The 19,364-nt window shown below is 55.1% G+C and carries 15 protein-coding genes; 5 read left to right on the top strand and 10 right to left on the bottom strand.

Annotated features, from left to right (window positions below; genetic code table 11):
• Window positions 1-11 precede the first annotated feature (11 nt).
• Entirely contained in the window at window positions 12-767 is a 756-nt protein-coding gene (locus HNEAP_RS07760; protein ID WP_012824413.1) for an SDR family NAD(P)-dependent oxidoreductase, read from the bottom strand.
• Window positions 768-819: 52 nt separating this feature from the next.
• Window positions 820-1,692, bottom strand: a complete 873-nt coding sequence (locus HNEAP_RS07755; RefSeq protein ID WP_181442967.1) for a phytoene/squalene synthase family protein — start codon at window positions 1,690-1,692, stop codon at window positions 820-822.
• Between the two features lie 165 nt (window positions 1,693-1,857).
• Here HNEAP_RS07755 and HNEAP_RS07750 point away from each other — a divergent pair, with 165 nt between their 5' ends.
• Window positions 1,858-3,039 carry a methyl-accepting chemotaxis protein gene (locus tag HNEAP_RS07750; protein ID WP_041600403.1) on the top strand — a complete coding sequence of 394 codons (1,182 nt, stop codon included), beginning with the start codon at window positions 1,858-1,860 and terminating at the stop codon, window positions 3,037-3,039.
• Window positions 3,040-3,076: 37 nt separating this feature from the next.
• On the opposite strand, the gene HNEAP_RS07745 is transcribed toward HNEAP_RS07750, so the two are convergent.
• The 3 genes from HNEAP_RS07745 to ftsY are packed head-to-tail and all read right to left on the bottom strand — an operon-like array spanning window position 3,077 to window position 5,902.
• Window positions 3,077-4,060: a cell division protein FtsX gene (locus HNEAP_RS07745; protein ID WP_012824410.1), complete on the bottom strand. Its 984-nt coding sequence runs from the start codon at window positions 4,058-4,060 to the stop codon at window positions 3,077-3,079.
• Between the two features lies 1 nt (window position 4,061).
• Window positions 4,062-4,730, bottom strand: coding sequence for a cell division ATP-binding protein FtsE (ftsE, locus tag HNEAP_RS07740; protein WP_012824409.1), 669 nt, complete (start codon window positions 4,728-4,730; stop codon window positions 4,062-4,064).
• Entirely contained in the window at window positions 4,727-5,902 is a 1,176-nt protein-coding gene (ftsY, locus tag HNEAP_RS07735) for a signal recognition particle-docking protein FtsY (RefSeq protein WP_012824408.1), read from the bottom strand. The genes ftsE and ftsY overlap by 4 nt, the downstream gene beginning before the upstream one ends.
• Window positions 5,903-6,178: 276 nt before the next feature.
• Here ftsY and rsmD point away from each other — a divergent pair, with 276 nt between their 5' ends.
• Window positions 6,179-6,817, top strand: coding sequence for a 16S rRNA (guanine(966)-N(2))-methyltransferase RsmD (rsmD, locus tag HNEAP_RS07730; protein ID WP_012824407.1), 639 nt, complete (start codon window positions 6,179-6,181; stop codon window positions 6,815-6,817).
• A gap of 24 nt (window positions 6,818-6,841) precedes the next feature.
• Here the strand turns inward: rsmD and flgN are convergent, their stop codons facing one another.
• The 3 genes from flgN to flgA form a co-directional block, all read right to left on the bottom strand.
• Window positions 6,842-7,396: a flagellar export chaperone FlgN gene (flgN, locus tag HNEAP_RS07725; protein WP_012824406.1), complete on the bottom strand. Its 555-nt coding sequence runs from the start codon at window positions 7,394-7,396 to the stop codon at window positions 6,842-6,844.
• Entirely contained in the window at window positions 7,393-7,707 is a 315-nt protein-coding gene (gene flgM, locus HNEAP_RS12270) for a flagellar biosynthesis anti-sigma factor FlgM (protein ID WP_012824405.1), read from the bottom strand. Before flgM ends, flgN begins: the two co-directional genes overlap by 4 nt.
• Before the next feature lie 169 nt (window positions 7,708-7,876).
• On the bottom strand, window positions 7,877-8,644 hold the full coding sequence (gene flgA, locus HNEAP_RS07715) for a flagellar basal body P-ring formation chaperone FlgA (RefSeq protein WP_012824404.1): 768 nt from the start codon (window positions 8,642-8,644) through the stop codon (window positions 7,877-7,879).
• A gap of 245 nt (window positions 8,645-8,889) precedes the next feature.
• Between flgA and purL the strand changes: the two genes are divergently transcribed.
• Genes purL through HNEAP_RS07700 form a run of 3 tightly spaced genes read left to right on the top strand, consistent with a single transcriptional unit; the run spans window position 8,890 to window position 15,839 of the window.
• The gene (gene purL / locus HNEAP_RS07710; protein ID WP_012824403.1) at window positions 8,890-12,813 is read left to right on the top strand and encodes a phosphoribosylformylglycinamidine synthase; all 3,924 of its coding nucleotides are present in this window, start codon (window positions 8,890-8,892) and stop codon (window positions 12,811-12,813) included.
• A 27-nt stretch (window positions 12,814-12,840) separates the two neighbouring features.
• Window positions 12,841-13,776, top strand: a complete 936-nt coding sequence (locus HNEAP_RS07705) for a DMT family transporter (protein WP_012824402.1) — start codon at window positions 12,841-12,843, stop codon at window positions 13,774-13,776.
• On the top strand, window positions 13,773-15,839 hold the full coding sequence (locus tag HNEAP_RS07700; RefSeq protein WP_012824401.1) for a UvrD-helicase domain-containing protein: 2,067 nt from the start codon (window positions 13,773-13,775) through the stop codon (window positions 15,837-15,839). Before HNEAP_RS07705 ends, HNEAP_RS07700 begins: the two co-directional genes overlap by 4 nt.
• Before the next feature lie 530 nt (window positions 15,840-16,369).
• Here the strand turns inward: HNEAP_RS07700 and HNEAP_RS07690 are convergent.
• Together HNEAP_RS07690 and arsJ are read right to left on the bottom strand one after the other, a co-directional pair.
• Window positions 16,370-17,743: an AAA family ATPase gene (locus HNEAP_RS07690; RefSeq protein ID WP_012824399.1), complete on the bottom strand. Its 1,374-nt coding sequence runs from the start codon at window positions 17,741-17,743 to the stop codon at window positions 16,370-16,372.
• Between the two features lie 393 nt (window positions 17,744-18,136).
• Entirely contained in the window at window positions 18,137-19,339 is a 1,203-nt protein-coding gene (arsJ, locus tag HNEAP_RS07685) for an organoarsenical effux MFS transporter ArsJ (protein WP_012824398.1), read from the bottom strand.
• Window positions 19,340-19,364 lie beyond the last annotated feature (25 nt).

Raw genomic sequence — 19,364 nt, 5'->3', positions numbered from 1 at the left:
CTGGCAATATATCAAATCCGATCCGGTTGCAGGCGAATCAATTGCCCATGTGCCTGTTCGTTGGCCAGCAAAGCGAGCGCCGTCGGCAGCAGGACCGAGACATCGGCACGCTCTGATCGGGCTTCGCCGGGGAATCGGTACTGCCGCAAGCCGCTATGGGTCGGGCCAGGGTCCAGCCCATTGATGCGCACGCTGGTCGTTTCATTCGCCCATTGATCGATCATGCGTTCTATGGCGGCGTGGGCAAGTGTGTAGGCGTTGCCGAAGGCGGGTGTGCCTCGATCCGTGAAAAACAAGACCTGAGCGCGATTGGCCTCCACCTGTTTCCCGGGTCGCTCCAGCAGGTGCCAGAGACTGCGCGTGAGTGCGAACGGGGCAATCAGATTCAGGTGCAGGCTTTCCTGGAATTTCATCAGATCACTGTGGGCCAACGGGCTCAGTTGCCCGCCTTGGCCCATGGCGTGAATCAGGATGTCGATCCGGCCAAAGTTGTTTTCAATTGCATCGGTCAGTGTCTGGTAATCCTCGATGGCGGCTCCGGAAAAATCCACGGTTTGAATGACAGGCGCGCGGTGTTCGGCCTCGGCACCCAACTCGGCGGTGAGTTCATCGGCCAAGTGGTTGAGTCGGTCGCTTTTGCGCCCGAAGAGGATCAACTGCGCGCCTTGGCGTTGCAGCGCGAATGCCATGGCTTCGCCGATCGTGCCAGTGGCGCCGTTGATGACGACGATGCGACCGGCAAATGCGTCATTTTTTTCGCTGTTCATATCGTTATCTCAATTCTATGTTTGTTTCAGGTCCATGTTTGTTTCAGGTAGTTCAACGCAACGGCCGCGGAGCCCGTTTGGTTGCCCACCAGGCGGTAAGCAGTTGTGTAAAGGGGGAGCGCTCGGGGCGCTCGTCGAGCAGGCGCAATCCACTTCGGTGAAGGTGAACCAAGCGGGACTGGTCGAGTGCGATCAGTGCACGGAAAAAAGCCGGTGGCCGACGACAGGTTTGTTTGAGCTCAAGCAGATGCCGATTATGTTCTGACCGAATGTGTTCATATTCCGTTTGCAGCAGAGGCACCAAGCGAGTGGATCGATCCGGGCGGTGAAAATCCGCTTCATTGATGCCGTGCTTTTCGAGTTGCTCCGCAGAGAGGTAAATAAAGCCCCGAGCCACATCACGCCCGAGCCACTGGAGGTTGTCGATGCGGTGACCGAGCGCGCCAAGTGCGCCGAGCTTGATCGACGTTTCCTCTGGTAGATTGAGCGCCTGGGCGTACAACCTAAACAGGGCGCCACCTTTGGCGTCGAGATAGGCATTCAGATCCGCTTCGGTATCGAATCCCTGATAATCCAGCGCCAAAAGCGCGCTGCCCAGTCGAGATTCCAGATGCGGAACCAATTTTTCAAGGGTGGTGGGGGGCGTTGATTCAAGCAGTGAAATCAAAACCGGGTGATTACTGCTACCTTCGGTTGTTGCCTGGTGCAAGGCGCCACGCCACCAATCGAGTTTGGAACGGGCAACCTGGGGTTCTGCCACGGTCTGAACGATCTCTTCGAGGCTTTTGTCGAGGGCCTTGATTGCGGTGATCGCATAGCGTTCTTGACCACGCAGCGGCAGGCTGGCATATCGAAAGCCGCTGCCAATCGGGCGGGCAATCCGTTCGCACTCGGCATCGTGACTCGTGGGGCTGTGTTGATTCATGGCGGGCATGATAGCAACGCGGTTGTTTCGGGGCACCTGAAATGCCGAATTGGCTAAAGTATTTCACCTATGTGACGATACCTCATCTGCATCGTTCAGGTATCCAAAGTTAGGCGTTCAAGGATGATGTGTCCCCATCTTTTATGGGGTTTTAACGGGGTTCCTATGAAAAAAACAAGTATTTTGCGTCGTCTGAAATGGTCCTTTATCGCCATGGGGTTTGGCATGGGGGCCATCTTTCCTGTATTTGCAAGTTTCTTCGTCAATTTCCGGGAAGGGATGTTGAGCTGGTTCGTGTTGGGCTGTGTGGTGGCGGGGATTACCGTCGGTTTTGTAAATTACTGGGTGGCCCAGGTCGTGTTGTTGCGGCAATTGTCGAAAATGGCCATTTTGGCCGGCTTAGTACGTCAGGGCGACCTGACGAGCAAATGCGCCCTGAAAAGCGACGATGCCATCGGCGAAATTTCGGATAGTTTCAACGGCATGATCGACACGCTGCATCGCCAGATCGGCGACATCAACCACGGCAGTGCATCGATGCAGGAAGCGGCGAATTCGCTCGATCGCCGCATCGGCCAGGTGATGACCGAACAGAATCGTGTGCAGTCACAACGTGATCGGGTGCTGGTTGAGGTTTCCCGGCTAGCCGAAAGCGGGAGCGAACTGCGTAGTGCGTTGCAACGTGTGGGCCAGCAGGCGGTGGCGATGCAATCGCGTTCTGAACAGAGTCAAGGGCAGATCAGCCGAAGTGTCGATTCGATTCATTCTGCACTTGCCCGTGTTGATACGGCGACCCGGCATATACATTCTCTGGTGTCGGCCAAGGAAGAAATCGAATCCATGACACGCACCATCAGCTCGGTGGCCGACCAAACCAACCTTTTGGCACTGAATGCAGCGATTGAAGCCGCCCGCGCAGGTGAGCATGGGCGGGGGTTTGCCGTCGTTGCCGAAGAAGTTCGGGCATTGGCTTTGCGCAGTCAGGACGCCACCGTGCAGATTTCGGCTGTGATGGAGCGCTTGACTCGCGAGGTCAGCCAGACGGATCAAACCATGACCGAAGTCGTGGACTACTCTCAGCAGGCCGAAGCGGCGATGAGCGCAGCGCAAGGTGAGTTGGAACAAGTCCTGGTTGCCATCGACGATTCCGTGTCGGCCACGTTGAGCGTGGAAAGCAACAGTCAGGAACATCAGGAAACCATCGAACAGCTCAATGCCGATCTGCACGCCTTGATCGACGTGATTACTGCCAACGCAGAACATATGACAGCCGCGCAGATCGCGGTATCCAGCGTGCAGCAGGATGCGCAAAAGCTGGGCTCGATGGTCAGCGGTTTCAGAATTTAAGCCGAACCCCGTTCTCCAGAGCAGGGGCTCGGATCAGTTACGCCGACACCGCGTGGCGCAGGAAATTCTGCCCGATCAGTTGGGCGCTGAGCCAGCCCAGTGAAAGCCCGATTATCCCAAGTAAGGCGGTCAGCATCATCGGTGTGATCACGGTGATCTGAGTACCGTATTCTGCCGCGAATTGATTGATGGGTGCCGTGAGCATCGTCAACAGCGTGTAGATCAAGCCGCTGGCCACAATGCCGCCGAGCAATCCCATGATGGCGCCGTCATAGAGCAGCGGGCGAATCATATACCGCCGTGTACCGCCGATCAGCGCGATCAACGCCAGCTCTTCCCGACGTTTCTGTAATTCGAGCCGCAGTGTGTTGCCGATCACAGAAACCACGGTAAAGCCGAACAGGAACATCAACCACCAGCTCAACTGGTCGAAAAACTTGCTGATGGTTTGCAGTCGCTTGACCCATGCGCCGCTATCGGAGAGATTCTCGACCAAAGGGTTGTTGCGGATCTCTTCCCGCAGCGTGAGGCTGGCCTGGTCGGTCGGATTTTTGAGCTTGAGTACGACGACGGTCGGAAGCGGGTTGGCGATATCACTGTCCAGACTATCGATGTTCAGGCGGCGGGCGAGATCTTTCAGCCCTTGTTCCGGCGGAATGACGTCGGTGCTGCGGACATTGGGTTGGCCCTTCAGCCATTGGGTGAAGCCATTTACATGGGTTTCATCGGTGCCCGTTTTGAGATACACATTCACCTGACCCTGCTCGGATGCCCAAGCACCACCGATGTGCTTGATTTGGGCGGCCAGTGTCATCAAAAACCCCGGCAGCGCCAGCACGATGGCTATGGCGAAAATGGTCGCCCAGGCGCTCAGCGGGCGGCGCACCAGATGCCATAAGCCGTCCTTGAGGCAGCGGGCATGGTGGCGTTTCCAGGCGTTCAATGCACTGGTCTGGGTCTTGGCGGTTCGGGTCGCTGTGCCGCTCGGGATTCGGGCCGAGGTTGAGTGGTCCTGGTCCATGTCAGAAAGCTTCCTCTATCTGGGCAATCCGCCCTTGATTCAATACGATGCGGGGCACGGCGAAGGTCTTTAACAAGTGCAGGTCATGGCTGGCGATCAGCACGGTTACGCCGATGGCGTGAAAGTCGGCGAACTGGTTGAATATTTCGCGCGAGAGTTCGGGGTCGAGGTTGCCCGTCGGCTCATCGGCCAGCAGGATCTTGGGGCGATTGACCAAGGCGCGGGCGATGTTGACCCGCTGTTGTTCACCACCGGAGAGTTCATCCACACGCGCACGCTGGCGCGCATGCAGGCCGACCTTGTCGAGGGCCGCTTCGACGCGTCGGCGGATGTCTCTTGGCTCGAAGCCGGCCACCTGCATGGGCAAGGCCACATTATCGAACACGCGCCGATCGGGCAGCAGGTGATGATCCTGAAATACCACGCCGATTTGACGACGTAACTTCGGATACTGATGCCTGGGCATTTTTTGCAGATCATGCCCACCAATGCGCACCGTGCCACTGGTGGGGTGGTCCAGCGCGGGAATCAGTCGCAGCAAGGTGGATTTTCCCGAACCGGAATGGCCGGTAATGAACACCATCCGCCCTTCGGGAATGTGAAAACTAACGTCCTGCAAACCGAAGTGGCCGTTACTGAAGCGGCGGCTAACGCCATCGAATTCGATCATATGTCCTCGCGATCCAGCAGAGCATCGACATAACCTTTCGGGTCGAACGGTCGTAAGTCAGCGATTTGCTCCCCTACACCGATGAAGTCGATGGGCAGCTTCAATTCATCGGCAATGGCGAACAGGATGCCGCCCTTGGCCGTGCCATCGAGCTTGGTAACGATCAATCCAGTTACGCCGACCGCCTCATGGAACTGGCGAGCCTGATTTAGGGCGTTCTGGCCGATGCTGGCGTCCAGCACGAGCAGGATCTCGTGCGGCGCGCCGGGAATCGATTTGCTGACGACGCGAATAAGCTTCTTCAACTCGTCCATCAGGCCGCCTTGGGTGTGCAGTCGACCGGCGGTGTCGGCAATCAGCACATCCATATTACGAGCGCGCGCGGATTGTGCGGCATCAAACAGTACCGAAGCGGAATCTTGTCGGCCCGGTTCGCCGATGACCGGGATCTGATTGCGCTCGCCCCAGGTGATCAGTTGCTCGACGGCGGCGGCACGGAATGTGTCGCCCGCGGCCAGCATGACCTTGTGCCCAGATTGTTTGTAATGGTGTGCCAGTTTGCCGATGGTCGTGGTTTTCCCTGCACCATTGATGCCGCAGACGACGATAATGTGTGGCTGCTCCGTTGGGGCGGGGCGGGGTTTCTGGACGCGCTCCAGCCGCTCGATCATCAGTTGGCTGAGCGTTTCGAACAAGGCTTCGGTATCGTTGATCTGCTTGCGAGAAATCTGTTGATGCAAGGCATCGATCAGCGCGCGCGTCGTCGCTTGCCCGACGTCGGCCATGATCAATCGGGTTTCGACTTCTTCGAGGAGTTCGTCATCGATGGCCTTTTTGCCAAGGAACAGATCGCCCAAGCCTTCGGTGAAGTTGTTGCGTGCCCTGGCCAGTTGTTGCCAGAAGCGGGACTTGGGCTTTTCCTGTGTAACGGGTTGTGGTGCCGATTGGATGGCTATCTGTGTCGACGTTTGCGCCGGTTCTGGTTCTGCGGTGATGACCGCGGGAAGAGGCTCGGGTTCGATGGTGCTTGGCGCTTCGACCGGTTCTGTTATGGGTGATGTATCGGTGCCAAGAGTGTCGACTTCAGGAGCGTCGACTGAAGAATCAACCGGTGATTCGATCGCTGCGTCGCCAGGCACCTGATTTTTTTTTCGACGGAGAAATCCAAACATTTAAAAGGCCTTCGTGAATGAGATAATTCATACGGGGTGCGCACTACACCGTCATCGGTTCATATTAACATGGGCATCATGCCCTGAATGGGCGAAGCGGATGATGAATATGGTTTCACATCTCCGCAGTTCTTCAATCGCTGATCGTCAAGAACTCAGGCGTGGCATTGATTCCTAAAACCTCCGGGGTGAATTTTGAGTGCCAAATCAAGGAAATCGCTGAAATCGAAAATCCCTCATGGTGAAGAATCCGGGGCGGTATTTGGCGACACGTTCGTGAAATCCTCACCTCGCTCCTTATCCGGCCAGACTGTACGTGGCAAACAGGTCGTGCGCGTGACGGGTGGGACGATGCGCTCTCAGCGTTTGCATTTTCCTGCCATGCCGGGCTTGCGCCCCACGCCCGACCGGGTGCGAGAAACGCTGTTCAACTGGCTGGGGCAAAATCTCGATGGCTGGCGGGTGCTGGATTTGTTCGCTGGTAGCGGCATTCTCGGTATCGAATCCCTTTCGCGAGGTGCGCAGTGGGTGGGTTTGATCGAGCAATCGGCACGCGTTGCCGCCGAGATTCGCAACAGTTTGAAAACAATGTCGGTAGCAGATGATCGGGCACGGGTTTGGTCGCAGGATGCATTGGGTTGGCTGCGTCAGGCCCCGAATCAATTCGTATCGGGGGAGCGGATCGATCTGGTATTTCTTGATCCACCGTTTGCGCGTCTCGACTTGTTGTCACAAGCGGTTGAGCGCTTGCAGCAGGCCGATTGGCTGGCGGATGACGCGTATTTATATATCGAGCAAAGTGCCCAAGAGGCGAGCGTTCAACCCGTGGGTTGGGTCAGGTTGCGCGAAGGTCGAGCCGGAGAGAGTGCGTTTGCGCTATGGCAGCGGGAAAGGGCACCGTCGGCAAGCGAGTAGAGGGGGCGACCTTTCTGGGCGTGTTCAGGCATCGCCAAGGGAGCGACGGCGGTCGGCAGGTGCACTGGTTTTGCCACTGGCCGCATAAACGGCGGTGTCGCTGCCGTCGGCTGCATTCGTCAAAAGGTTGACGCGTTCCTGAATGAACTGGCCCAAGCGGGAAATGACCATCTGGTGTTCGCGGGTGCGTTCGTCCAGTTCGGTGATGAGTGGTTGAAGTGCCTGCCACGAGGCGAGGTGGTTAGTGAATTCTGCCTGATCAATGGCTATGAGGGCTTGATGCATGTCCTGACGGGCGTTCGATTCGGTAGATGATGATTTGATCGGCTGGGCCGCAAGCCAGGATTGACGCTGCTGCTCGGCTTCTTCGAGGCGGGCGTGCCCTTCTCGGATGGCGATGATCAGTTCATCCAGCGAAGCCCCAGAATCCGCGCGATCCGCTCGGTCTGGGGTGGCGAGGAGTTCGGCCAGCCTTTGATGCGCGTCCGTTAAACCGGAAACCGCTGCCGCCAGATGTTCCAACATGACCTGTGTGTCAATGTGGGCTGGTGAGACGGCTGGAGCGGTGCCTTGGCTCATGAGCCGGAGTTTTCCATTTCCATGAATTTCTGAGCGATTTTTTGTGGGTCAATGCTGTACTGACCGTTGGCGATCATGCTCTTGATCTGATCAACCTTGCTCTGATCGAAGCTAGGGCTGCTGGCAAGTGTCTGTGTGAGTTGCTTCATGGCGGTTGCACCTGATGACAGGTTGACACCTGCGTCCTCAGAAGAAGATTCCGGCGCAGTACCTTCTGGGCTTGCAGCAGCGGTGGGCTTGCCCGTATTTCGATTATCTACGTTGGAACTGCCATAGCCGTTCTTCCCGCCAAATCCATTTATAATGTCCATCTCTAGCCCTCTTTAAGTTTGTCTTGGTCAGGATGGATGCCGATCTTCACTTCAGATTCACGCCTATCCCGATTCCACGTATGCACGTTATATCGGCCACTCAATTATAAACTTTAACGTATAGATTAAAAAAATCACGGTGACTTGGCGGCTATCTCGTTGCTCCGGTTCATTTTATAACCACTGTGTTGGCATCTCGGACAAAACCTTCAACCAACTGGCCAGATCGGCTGTTTTTGACCATGATTCGTTGGCCGACGCCCGCATCAGCCTGTGCAACACCCTCCGTGGATACGCTCACGTTGCCGGTACCCGCAATGACAGTGACATGATCGCCGCGATGAATCACTTTGGCGATACCCAAATCCTGCTGGGTCAGTATCTGACCTGCCTGCATGGGCCTTGTGACAATCTGTCCGATGGCTTCATCGGGGCTGGTCAAATAAGCATTGACTTGCTGGTTGGCGTTCACCGGTGTGGTGGTCAAGTCCTCCGCACTTATTCTGGTGCCTGGAGCCAATGGACGGGCGAGACTGATGGCGTTGACCATGGTTTGAATTCGAGCGGGAACATAAATCCGCCAAGGATTTGACCCTTCGCAGGCAATTTTCAGCGTGATGCGCCCGCCGCGCGGCAGGGTCAGGTTATTGCTGCGCACCTGCAAGGGCTGGTCGCATTCTTTCAGTTGCAGTCGCGGGTCAATCGGGTTGATGTGGAAACGGGTATTCGTATCCGTCTGATAGTGTGTTTCCAGAAAATCCTGCGCTGCTGACTCTATGGACGCACGGCTCTGAAAGACTGGCTGCTCAAGCCCCGCCGCCGCCACGGGTTGCGCGAAAACCAACAACGCAGCAAGAAATAAGGCGAAGATTGCCTTTGGTTTTTGACCCTGCTGTTTGGGAAGATGAGGCCAAGGATGTGATGGTCGAATGTGCACTGTGCGGATTTTCCCAAAAGTGTGAACTGAAAAAATATTCAGCTATGAAACGCTTTGTGTTTATTCATAGCAAAATACACGCCATGTCAGAATCTTCCCGGCGGATCTTCTGAGTTTTTCCGTGATGCTCTTTCATAGGGATTCATCGTCTCCCGGTGTTACAATCGGCGCGGTTTTGTGGCGAGCCCCCTTTTTTCGCGGCATTCCTTATGCACCCAATTTAATGCACCATGAGCAGATCCACTATGCAGATTTTCTTTGGCAACGCAGCCGTATCCGATTTTCGTTTGGCTAAAAAATTGGCTTCAATTCAAGCGGTTGCCCCTTCGGTTACTCAGATTTCTGCGCGATTTGTTCATTTTGCACAAGTAAAGCCGGGGGCGGAATTATCCGATGCGCAAACGCATGTTCTGCATGATCTGTTCAATTACGGTGCCGCTCTGGAAAATTGGCCGGACGACGTTGTCAGCGTGACAGTCGCGCCGAGAGCGGGCACGCGCTCGCCCTGGTCGAGCAAGGCGACCGAGATTCTGCATATTTGCGGAATCGATGCCGTATCGCGGGTCGAGCGGGGCATTGAATACGCACTGGTCGGCCTCGATGCGCTCGATCGTGCCAGCAGGGAAGCGGCAAGTGCGCTGCTGCATGATCGGATGACGGAAACGGTGTTTGAAGACTGGGGCGATGCCCAAACGCTGTTCGCCCATCAGCCACCAGCACCGTTGACGGAAATTGCCTTGTTGCAGCACGGCGAATCGGCCTTGCACGACGCGAATCAGAATCTTGGTCTGGCACTGTCAACCGAAGAAATCACCTATCTGGACGGTGCCTATCGTGAATTAGGCCGCAACCCGACCGATATCGAGCTGATGATGTTCGCGCAGGCGAACTCCGAGCATTGCCGCCACAAGATTTTCAATGCGGACTGGACGATCGATGGCGAGGAACACGATTTGTCGCTGTTCGCCATGATCCGCAATACGCATCGGCATAATCCGAACGGTACCTTGAGTGCTTATAAAGACAACGCGGCGGTGATTGCCGGTTGGCCGGGCACGCGGTTCGCCGTGGATGTCGATATCGGCGAATATGGTCAAATCGATGAACCGATTCATTTTCTGGCCAAGGTTGAAACCCATAACCACCCGACCGCCATTTCCCCCGATCCCGGTGCGGCTACCGGTTCGGGCGGAGAAATCCGCGATGAGGGCGCGACCGGGCGGGGCGGCAAGCCCAAGGCGGGCTTGAGCGGTTTTTCTGTTTCCAATCTGCGGATTCCGGGTTTCGAGCAGCCGTGGGAGGCCATGACGCCTGCGGGCAAGCCCGATCGCATCGTCACCGCGCTCGATATCATGCTCGAAGGCCCCATCGGGGCGGCGGCGTTCAACAATGAATTCGGCCGTCCGGCGCTGGCGGGCTATTTCCGCAGCTTCGAATTGCAACCGACCTTGACCGATGGCACGCATTCGACCGTTCGCGGCTATCACAAGCCAATCATGATTGCCGGTGGCCTCGGTGCCATTCGCCCTGGTCTTGTGGAAAAGCAACCCATCGCCGATGGTGATTTGCTGATTGTTCTGGGCGGCCCGGCCATGCAGATCGGCTTGGGCGGTGGTGCGGCTTCATCGCAAACCAGCGGCAGTGGTTCGGCGGAACTGGATTTTGCCTCGGTGCAGCGCGCCAACCCAGAAATGCAGCGCCGAGCGCAGGAAGTGATCGACCGTTGCATCGCTCTGGGCGACCGTAACCCGCTGGTTTCCCTGCATGACGTCGGTGCGGGCGGATTGTCCAATGCCTTCCCCGAACTGGTCCACGATGCCGGTCTGGGTGGAGATTTCAACCTACGCGCCATCCCCAATGACGAGCCGGGCATGTCGCCGCTCGCCATCTGGTGTAACGAATCCCAGGAACGCTACGTGTTGGCGATTCGTCCCGCGAGCCTGCCGTTGTTCACCGAACTGTGCGAACGCGAACGCGCGCCGTTTGCCGTGATCGGTACGGCCACTCGCGAGCAGCACCTCACCGTGCGCGATGCGCATTTCGATAACGCGCCCATCGACCTGCCGATGCACACCCTGTTCGGCCATCCGCCGAAAATGCAGCGCACGGCCAAATCGCTGCACCCACATTTCGCCAGGTTCAAAACCGACGATATTCGTCTCGATGAAGCGATCAATCGTGTGTTGAGCCTGCCGACCGTGGCCGACAAGCGCTTTTTGATTACCATCGGCGACCGTAGCGTGGGTGGTCTGGTAGTGCGTGATCAGATGGTCGGCCCGTGGCAAGTGCCCGTCGCCGATTGTGCCGTCACGGCGACCGATTTTTATCACGAAACCGGCGAGGCGATGGCGATGGGCGAGCGCGCGCCGATTGCCGTGCTCGATGCCCCGGCCTCCGCGCGCATGGCGATTGCCGAAGTGCTGACTAATATCGCAGCAGCACCCATCAAATCCACCGCCGACATCAAGTTATCTGCCAACTGGATGGCGGCGTGCGGTCATCCGGGCGAAGACGCCGCCTTGTACGCCACTGTGCGAACCGTGGGCATGGAGTTCTGCCCAGCACTGGATATCGCCATCCCGGTCGGCAAGGATTCGTTGTCGATGAAAACCCGCTGGGCGGAAAATGGCGAAGCCAAAGAAGTCGTCTCGCCCGTGTCGTTGGTCGTTACAGGCTTTGCGCCGGTCAAGGACATTCACGCGGTTTTGACGCCGCAGATTCAGCCGATTGATGACGCGCATCTGCTTTTGATCGATCTCGGGTTCGGCAAGAATCGGCTGGGCGGTTCCGCACTGGCGCAGGTGTTCGGCCAAACAGGGCAAACCCCGCCGGATATCGACGCCAAGCCGCTCAAGGCGCTGTTCGACACCATCCAGTCACTCAATGGCTTGGGCTACTTGGCCGCCTATCACGACCGCAGCGATGGCGGCTTGCTCACCACGTTGCTGGAAATGGCGTTTGCCGGTCATTGCGGACTGGACATCGATTGCGGGCCATTGGGTGGCGATCCCTTGGCTGCGTTGTTTAATGAAGAAGTCGGCGCGGTGATTCAGGTTCGTGCGAAGGATTTGGATTTCGTGCGTGATCAGTTCGCCGAAGCGGGCTTGGCAGACGCGCTGCATGATTTGGGCAAGCCAGTGAAAGGTGACGAGGTACACATCCGCTGGCGTGGCAAGTCGGTCTTTTCGGCCAAGCGCAGCGAACTGCATCGCACCTGGTCGAAAACCAGCTATCTCATGGCGAGCCTGCGCGATAACCCGGACTGCGCGCAAAGCGAGTACGACGGTTTGCTGGATGAATCCGATGCGGGTCTCAGAGCGGCCAAAGCCACCTTCGATGTGCGCGAGAACGTGGCCGCACCGATGATCTTGACGGGCAAGCGCCCGAAAGTGGCGATCCTGCGCGAGCAGGGCGTCAATGGCGAAGTCGAGATGGCCGCTGCATTTGATCGGGCCGGGTTTACCGCCGTCGATGTGCACATGAGCGATTTGCTGGCGGGTCGAATTGATCTGGCCGACATGCAAGGCTTAGCCGCTTGCGGCGGTTTCTCGTATGGCGACGTGCTCGGCGCCGGTTCCGGCTGGGCGCACGCCATTCGATACAACCCGCGTGCGTTTGATGCGTTCAGCGCCTTCTTCAATCGGGAAGATACGTTCGCGCTCGGGGTGTGTAACGGTTGCCAGATGCTATCGCAACTGCACGACATTATCCCCGGTGCCGAGAGCTGGCCGCGATTCGAGCGCAATGTTTCCGAACAATTCGAAGCGCGTTTGTCTTTGGTTCAAATCGTGCAGTCGCCTTCGATCTTATTCGCCGATATGGAAGGTTCCCTGCTGCCGATCACAGTGGCGCATGGCGAGGGGCGCGTTCGCTACCGCAATCCGGTGGATGCCGAACTGGCGGTCAATACCCTGCGTTATGTCGATGGCTATGGTATTGCCACCGAAACCTATCCCGCCAATCCCAACGGTTCGTTGTGGGGGCAAACCGGTTTTTGCACGGAAGATGGTCGCTTCAATATCCTGATGCCGCACCCCGAGCGCGTCTGGCGCCGCAGCCAGTTCTCTTGGGCCCCGGATTCCTGGTCGCAGGGCGCCTTCGACGATCACCGTACCGAGGATGGCCCTTGGCTGCGCATGTTCCGTAATGCCCGCCGTTGGGTGGGTTGATTTCCTGCGAACAGGCAGGGCGCTGTTATGTCCTTGAAATTTAATCCGCCACCCGTGCTGGTGCTGATGATGGGTTCGACCCTATGGGGCACGACCTGGATTTGGCTCAAAGCCATCGACGGCATGGGCATCGGCCCGCTCTTGCTGGCTGCGTTGGCCTATGGCATTCAGTTTTTGATGCTGCTGCCTTGGGTGTTGCCGCATGTGCGCACGCGCTGGCAAGCGGGCTCTGCACCCATGGCCTGGTATGGTTTGCTGGCTTTGGCGTTGCTTAGCGGTATTTCTGGGATTGGTTTTACCATGGCGATGATGTTTGGCGATGTGGTGCGTGCCATGTTGCTGTTCTTCCTCATCCCCGCTTGGGGCGTGATTATGGGGCGGATTTTCCTGCACGAACCCTTGACCCCGATCCGCATCGTGGCGGTGATTCTTGCGCTCGGTGGTGCGGTGGCGATTCTCGGGCCGGATATCCATTGGGATGCACATTCGGGTCAAGGTTCGGGCCACTGGCTAGCCCTGTTTAGTTTTTCTCTGCCCGATTGGGCGGCCCTGATCGCGGGTTTGACCTTGGCTGGCGCAAACGTGCTGTTCCGCCACATGCAGGGCGAACCGATGCTGGTCAAGCTGTCGATCATGCAGATCGGTGCGGTGCTGTTCGCCTTGGGTGCCTTGGTTTTCTTCCCCGAGCCCGTCGCGGCCGTTACCATGGGCGGTGTTGTGCATAGCCTGTTGTATGGCGCGACCTTGCTCTTAGGTGCGATGCTCGCCACGCAATATGCCGTTGAACGGCTGCCGGCCGGGCGATCATCGATTCTGATGACACTGGAATTGCTGGTGGGTAGCCTGACCGCCATCTGGATCGGGCACGAGAGTCCGTCGCTGTTGGTCTGGCTGGGTGGCGCCATGATTCTGTCTGCGGCGCTGCTTGAAGCAACCAGCCAGCAAAAGTCGCTTGCGTCGTGAGTCACGAAATTAACCTCGGTCTAAATGCCCAACAATCCGCTGCCGTCCGGCATCTGGAAAGTCCGCTGCTGGTATTGGCCGGGGCTGGGTCGGGCAAAACGCGGGTCATTACCGAAAAAATCGTGTATCTGATCGAAAAGCAGGGCATCCCCGCTCGCCAGGTGTTCGCGGTCACGTTCACCAACAAGGCGGCCAAGGAGATGGTGGCGCGAACGGCGGAGCGATTGCCGCCCGAGCGGCGCCGCGGCTTGAATATCTCCACGTTCCATACGCTGGGGCTGAATTTCATTCGCCGGGAATACGCGGCACTCGGCTTGCGCGCAGGCTTCACCGTATTCGATTCGGACGATAGCCTCGCCCTGTTCAAATCCTTGATCGGGCACAGTGAATACAAAGATGTGATCGAGCCGAAAGCCGCCCAGTGGCAGATCTCGCAGTGGAAGAATGATCTGCGTACTCCGCAGAGTTGCTACGAGCAAGCCAAAAATGAGGGATGGGATGAAGAAACCCGCGCATTGGCCGGGCTCTTCGATCAATATCAGCGCCAACTCACTGCCTGCAATGCGCTGGATTTTGATGACCTGATCGGTCGCCCCGTCGAACTGTTGCAAAGCGATGCCGCCGTGCGCGAGCGCTGGCAGGCGCGGGTGCGCTACTTGCTGGTGGATGAATATCAAGACACCAACACCACGCAGTACGAGCTCGTGCGGTTGTTGGTGGGCAAGATCGGCGCGCTCACCGCCGTGGGCGACGATCACCAGTCCATTTATGCTTGGCGCGGTGCCAAGCCGGAAAACCTCAACCGGCTGGCGGACGATTTCCCGAACCTGCATCGCATCAAGCTCGAACAAAACTACCGCTCGGTCAACAGCGTACTCAAGGCAGCCAATCATTTGATCGCGCTGGATACCACCACCGCATCCAAGCAGCTCTGGAGCGACATCGGCATGGGCGAGCCGCACCGCGTCATCGTTGCGGCCACCGCAGAAGACGAAGCCGAACGCATCGCCACAGAAATTCTGCATCGGCACTTCCGCGCGCAAACCGAATACCGCGACTTTGCCGTGCTGTTTCGTGGCAATCATCAGGCTCGCTTAATCGAACAAGCGCTGCGCAAACTCAATATTCCCTACAGCCTCACCGGCGGCCAATCGTTCTTCGAGCGAGCGGAAATCAAGGATGCGATGAGTTATTTAAAATTGCTCGTCAACCCAGACGACGACGCGGCCTTTTTACGCGTCGTCAACACGCCCCGGCGCGAAATCGGCCCGACCACCATCGAAAAGCTAGGCGGTTTTGCCCGCGAACGGCGCAGCTCGCTCTTTGCCGCGGCGCGTTCCATCGGGATTCAAAGCGTGTTCGATAACCGCGCGGCGGATCGGCTGAACCGCTTTTGCGACTGGCTCGACGGCATCCGCGCCCAACCGGATCGGGATGCCATTGATGTGATCCAGCAGGTGTTCGATGCCATCGACTACCCAGCCTATCTGCGCGAACAAGAAAGTACCCCGAAGGCCGCCGACCGCCGCTGGCAGAACGTCGAGGAATGGCTCGACTGGCTGGCGAAAATCAGCGACACCCAAGTTGAAGCAGAGTCCGAAGGCGGCGAAAGCGCAACAAAAATGGACTTGCCCGCGCTCGCCCAGCGCATGACCCTGCTCGGTATTCTCGATCAGCAAACCCGAGAAAAAGACAGCAATGCCGTCGCCCTGCTCACGCTGCACGCAGCCAAAGGCCTGGAATTCGGCCACGTGTTTATGGCCGGCATGGAAGAAGACATCCTGCCACACCGCGACTGCATCGAAGACGAAGCCCGCCTCGCCGAAGAACGCCGCCTGTGCTTTGTGGGCATCACCCGCGCCCGGCTGTCACTCACCTTCACCCTCACCAAACGCCGCCGCCGCTACGGCGAATGGAAAGACACCGAACCCAGCCGATTTTTAGACGACATCCCCGCCGACCTGCTGCAATGGCAAGGCGAGGGCATCGAACAGCCCAAGGAAGTGAGCCAAGCCCAAGGCCGAGAACATCTGGCTGGTATTCGGGCGATGTTGGGGAAGTGATAGTAGAGGTTATCTAATCTAAGGCGATGAGCTGGCAAGCTGTGCCTGTGTAGTTAATTATTGAATCATCTATATTATTTTTCTCAGCACACCCCGTGCCCTCGCATTATTTATAAAATGCTGGATCAGGATGTTTTGTGGCGCTAGGTTTTATTCCGTCTACCTTTTTGAATCTATTGATGTCTGAAATTAGTTTTAGATCTTGTGATATCAATTTTTTTCGTGGAGATAAAAATACTAGACGTGAATGGTCGATATCTTCATTATTGCATGTGTAATTAAAATTCTTATCTATTTTGAAGGTGTTGATTTGATTCTTTGAGATCCGAACGATTCTGATTTTTTCTTCATTTTTTACCAACATGGCTAGTAGTATGTCTATGTTTCTGTTTTTTGTTGAAACGTATTCATTTAGTAGTTTCTGGCTAATGTAAAGCGTCCCTTCAGTATTAATCCAATTGAATAATTCGCAGTATTTTGGATCTAGTGGCGCGTCATATAGTCTTATAACGCAAGTGTCAATGACTATGCTACTCAATTTCTCCGCCTCCAATACTGGAAAAGACAAGGGCTTTGCTGTCAACATAATATGTGTTGAAGAAAGAGTCGGGAGCCGAAATTAATGCGCCATTATCTGATATCGATATTTCACTTAATGTGGGGTCTTGCTCACCTTTGTCAATATAAATAATTGATATGTCCTCGCTTTTAATTTTCCCTTCTGCGACCAAAAGTCGGAATCTATTTATTAAATATTCACTGTGCGTTTCAATTATAAAGTTCTTGTTTTTACTTTCCGTGAAAAAGTAATTCGCTAATTCTGCTTGGCTGGAAGGGTGTAAATGTACTTCTGGTTGATTAATAAGGAGCGTAGAGTCATTTTCTGAGGCTGCATTAGCAACCAAAACGGGTAAAATTTGAGAAAGACCAAATCCTACGTCGCTTAAGTTGACGGTATGTCTTTGATTATATGGGGCGACATTGATTTCTACTAACTCATCTTTTAGTGACCCTATGATAATTGAGTCGGCTAATTTTAATGTTTGTAGTCCATTGATAACTTTGTTAAATTTTTTTTTATCTGATGAATACCAGTCTATCAGGATTTGAAAAGCATTGTTTCCTAATGAGTCGATTTTCTCTTGAAGGCTTGATATGTAGTAGTGCCTAGAGGGATATGGCCTGATAGGGCCAATATACGTTGTCAAGTTGGAAAGCTTTGATAGGCTTTTAATGTAACTATCAATTGTTATCTTATAGCTTATGGTGCTGCATAAAGATGAATATAGGTTTGATGCCTTTTTCAGCTCAACTGGTTCCCAGTTGTCACTTGACTTTGATATGCTTGATAAAAATTCATCGATTGAATTCTGGATCTTGGTATTTTTTTCTGTATCATTCGTTTTGGAAAATAACTCAGAAAGTGATGTGAATATTGCCTTTGCCACTTTTGAATCTTCAGTTTTTTTGTTCTCGCTTATTTTTCTATATACTGAATACCCTTTTACTTGGCCATTCCACTTTACTTCAAGAGTTTGTTCATCTATTTCTATTATGATTGAATCTACCAGTATTTGGTGTCCATTTGTTGCGTATCGGTATGTACCTTTTACATAGGTTTCAGCTCCATTGTTTTCGAATCGAACCCCAATTCCAAATTTGTCAGAAGAGTTGCCATCTTTGACGATATCTTTATATCCACCAAGGTGAATATTTCCCCCATAATTACTGAAATAAAATGGAAATGGCCTGGTTTCACTGCCTTGCAATATTGTTGCTAGAGCATTTAATATTGTGCTTTTCCCGGCACTATTTGCTCCGGCCAATATGGTTATTTTTTTAAAATTGAATTTTTGCAATTCGAATGATTTAAATTTTTCAAGTTGAAGTTCTGTGATTTTCAAATCAATACCTTTTTTGGCTTGTTGTTTTTTACGGTTTGGTTTTTGATAATATTTATATTTTATTTGTGCTAGTTTGTTTTTATATAGTTTGTGTTGCTTGTTGTCAAGTGTTATTTGTTATGTGAATTATTTTACTGCGCCTATTTTCTTCTACTGTTTTAATTTGTTCAGCTCTATCCAACTGTTGTTATAGGAGGACAGCTTGAAAAACCTACTGCGCTGTCCGATTACGGCGTCGCGTGCTCGTTCGCGCCTTGCCTATCTGCTTGATATGTTTCGTTGCTCACTGCGCGGCTCCTTGCACTCGAACATGCTCGTGACGGTTTTTCGAGGTGCCTAGGAATTAGACACAGCTTAGTTCGACTTCGAATCGATGCCACTGACGATGAGGTGTCAGGACGCTACCGTCTTTGCTGTCAAACTCCGACACATTTGATAGGTAAACACCGCAGCCAAGGCGATAAATCCAGTGGAAATCAGCAGGCAGCCTTCGATGCCGATTGTCTGGTAGGCGTAGCCGGATAATACCGTGCCGAGCAAGCGTCCACCGGCGTTGGCGGCGTAGTAAAAACCGACATTCATCGAGGCTTTATCGTGCGAGGAATAGTTGAGAATCAGATAGGAATGCACCGCCGAGTTGACGGCGAACACGGCACCGAACACGCCCAGACCAATCGTAATCAACCAGCCGGGCGGTAGGTTGAATTGAAAGCCGATCCAGATCAGTGCAGGCGTGCCGACGAGGATCAGGCTCCAGCGCAGGGCGGTTTCGGCGCCGACAGGGTTTTTCTGCCCCCGCAATAAGCGCGGGGCGCTGGCTTGCACGATGCCGTAGCCCACCACCCAAAGCGCGAGATACGCGCCCACCCATTCAAAATCCCAGCCGATGGAAACCAAATAGACGGGCAGGGCGACGACGAACCAGACATCCCGCGCGCCGAACAGAAAAATCCGCGCGGCAGCCAGCCAGTTAAAGGCCGCATCTTGCGAAAACAAGGCGCTGAATTTGGCCTTGTCCTTCATCGCACCCAGGCCAGATGGCAAGGTGAAGGTGGCGATTAAACCCAGCACCAGCAGCCCGGCGAGTGCGAAATTGGCGCCCTGAAAGCCGATCAGCGACAACAGCGCGGCGCCCACGAAAAAGCCAATGCCTTTGAGCGCATTTTTTGAGCCGGTAATCCAGGCGACCCATTTGAACAACTGTTCGTCTGATGCACCGGCGACGAGTTTGACTCCTGCCTTGGCCGACATTTTGTTCAAATCCTTGGCGATGCCCGAAAGCGCTTGTGCCGCCATGACATACGCCACGGTGAGCAGGGGGTTGGGCACGGTCAGCATCAGCAGGGCGACAATCTGCATCGCCGTGCCCACCTGCATGGTGCGGTTAAGCCCGATACGCGCGCCGAGCCAACCACCGACGAAGTTGGTGACGATGCCGAATACTTCATAAAAAACAAACAGCATCGCAATGGCGAACGGCGAATAGCCCATCTGATAAAAGTGCAGCACCACCAACATGCGGATCGCGCCGTCGGTGATGGTGAACGCCCAGTAGTTGCCGGTGATGATGAGGTAGTTGCGCAGGGCGGCGGTCATGTGGCGTCTCTAGGCTGATGGATAA

The sequence above is a fragment of the Halothiobacillus neapolitanus c2 genome (genome assembly GCF_000024765.1).
Classification (GTDB): domain Bacteria; phylum Pseudomonadota; class Gammaproteobacteria; order Halothiobacillales; family Halothiobacillaceae; genus Halothiobacillus; species Halothiobacillus neapolitanus.
Note: the sequence above shows the minus strand (reverse complement) of the source record. Positions and strands in the feature narration are given on the sequence as shown.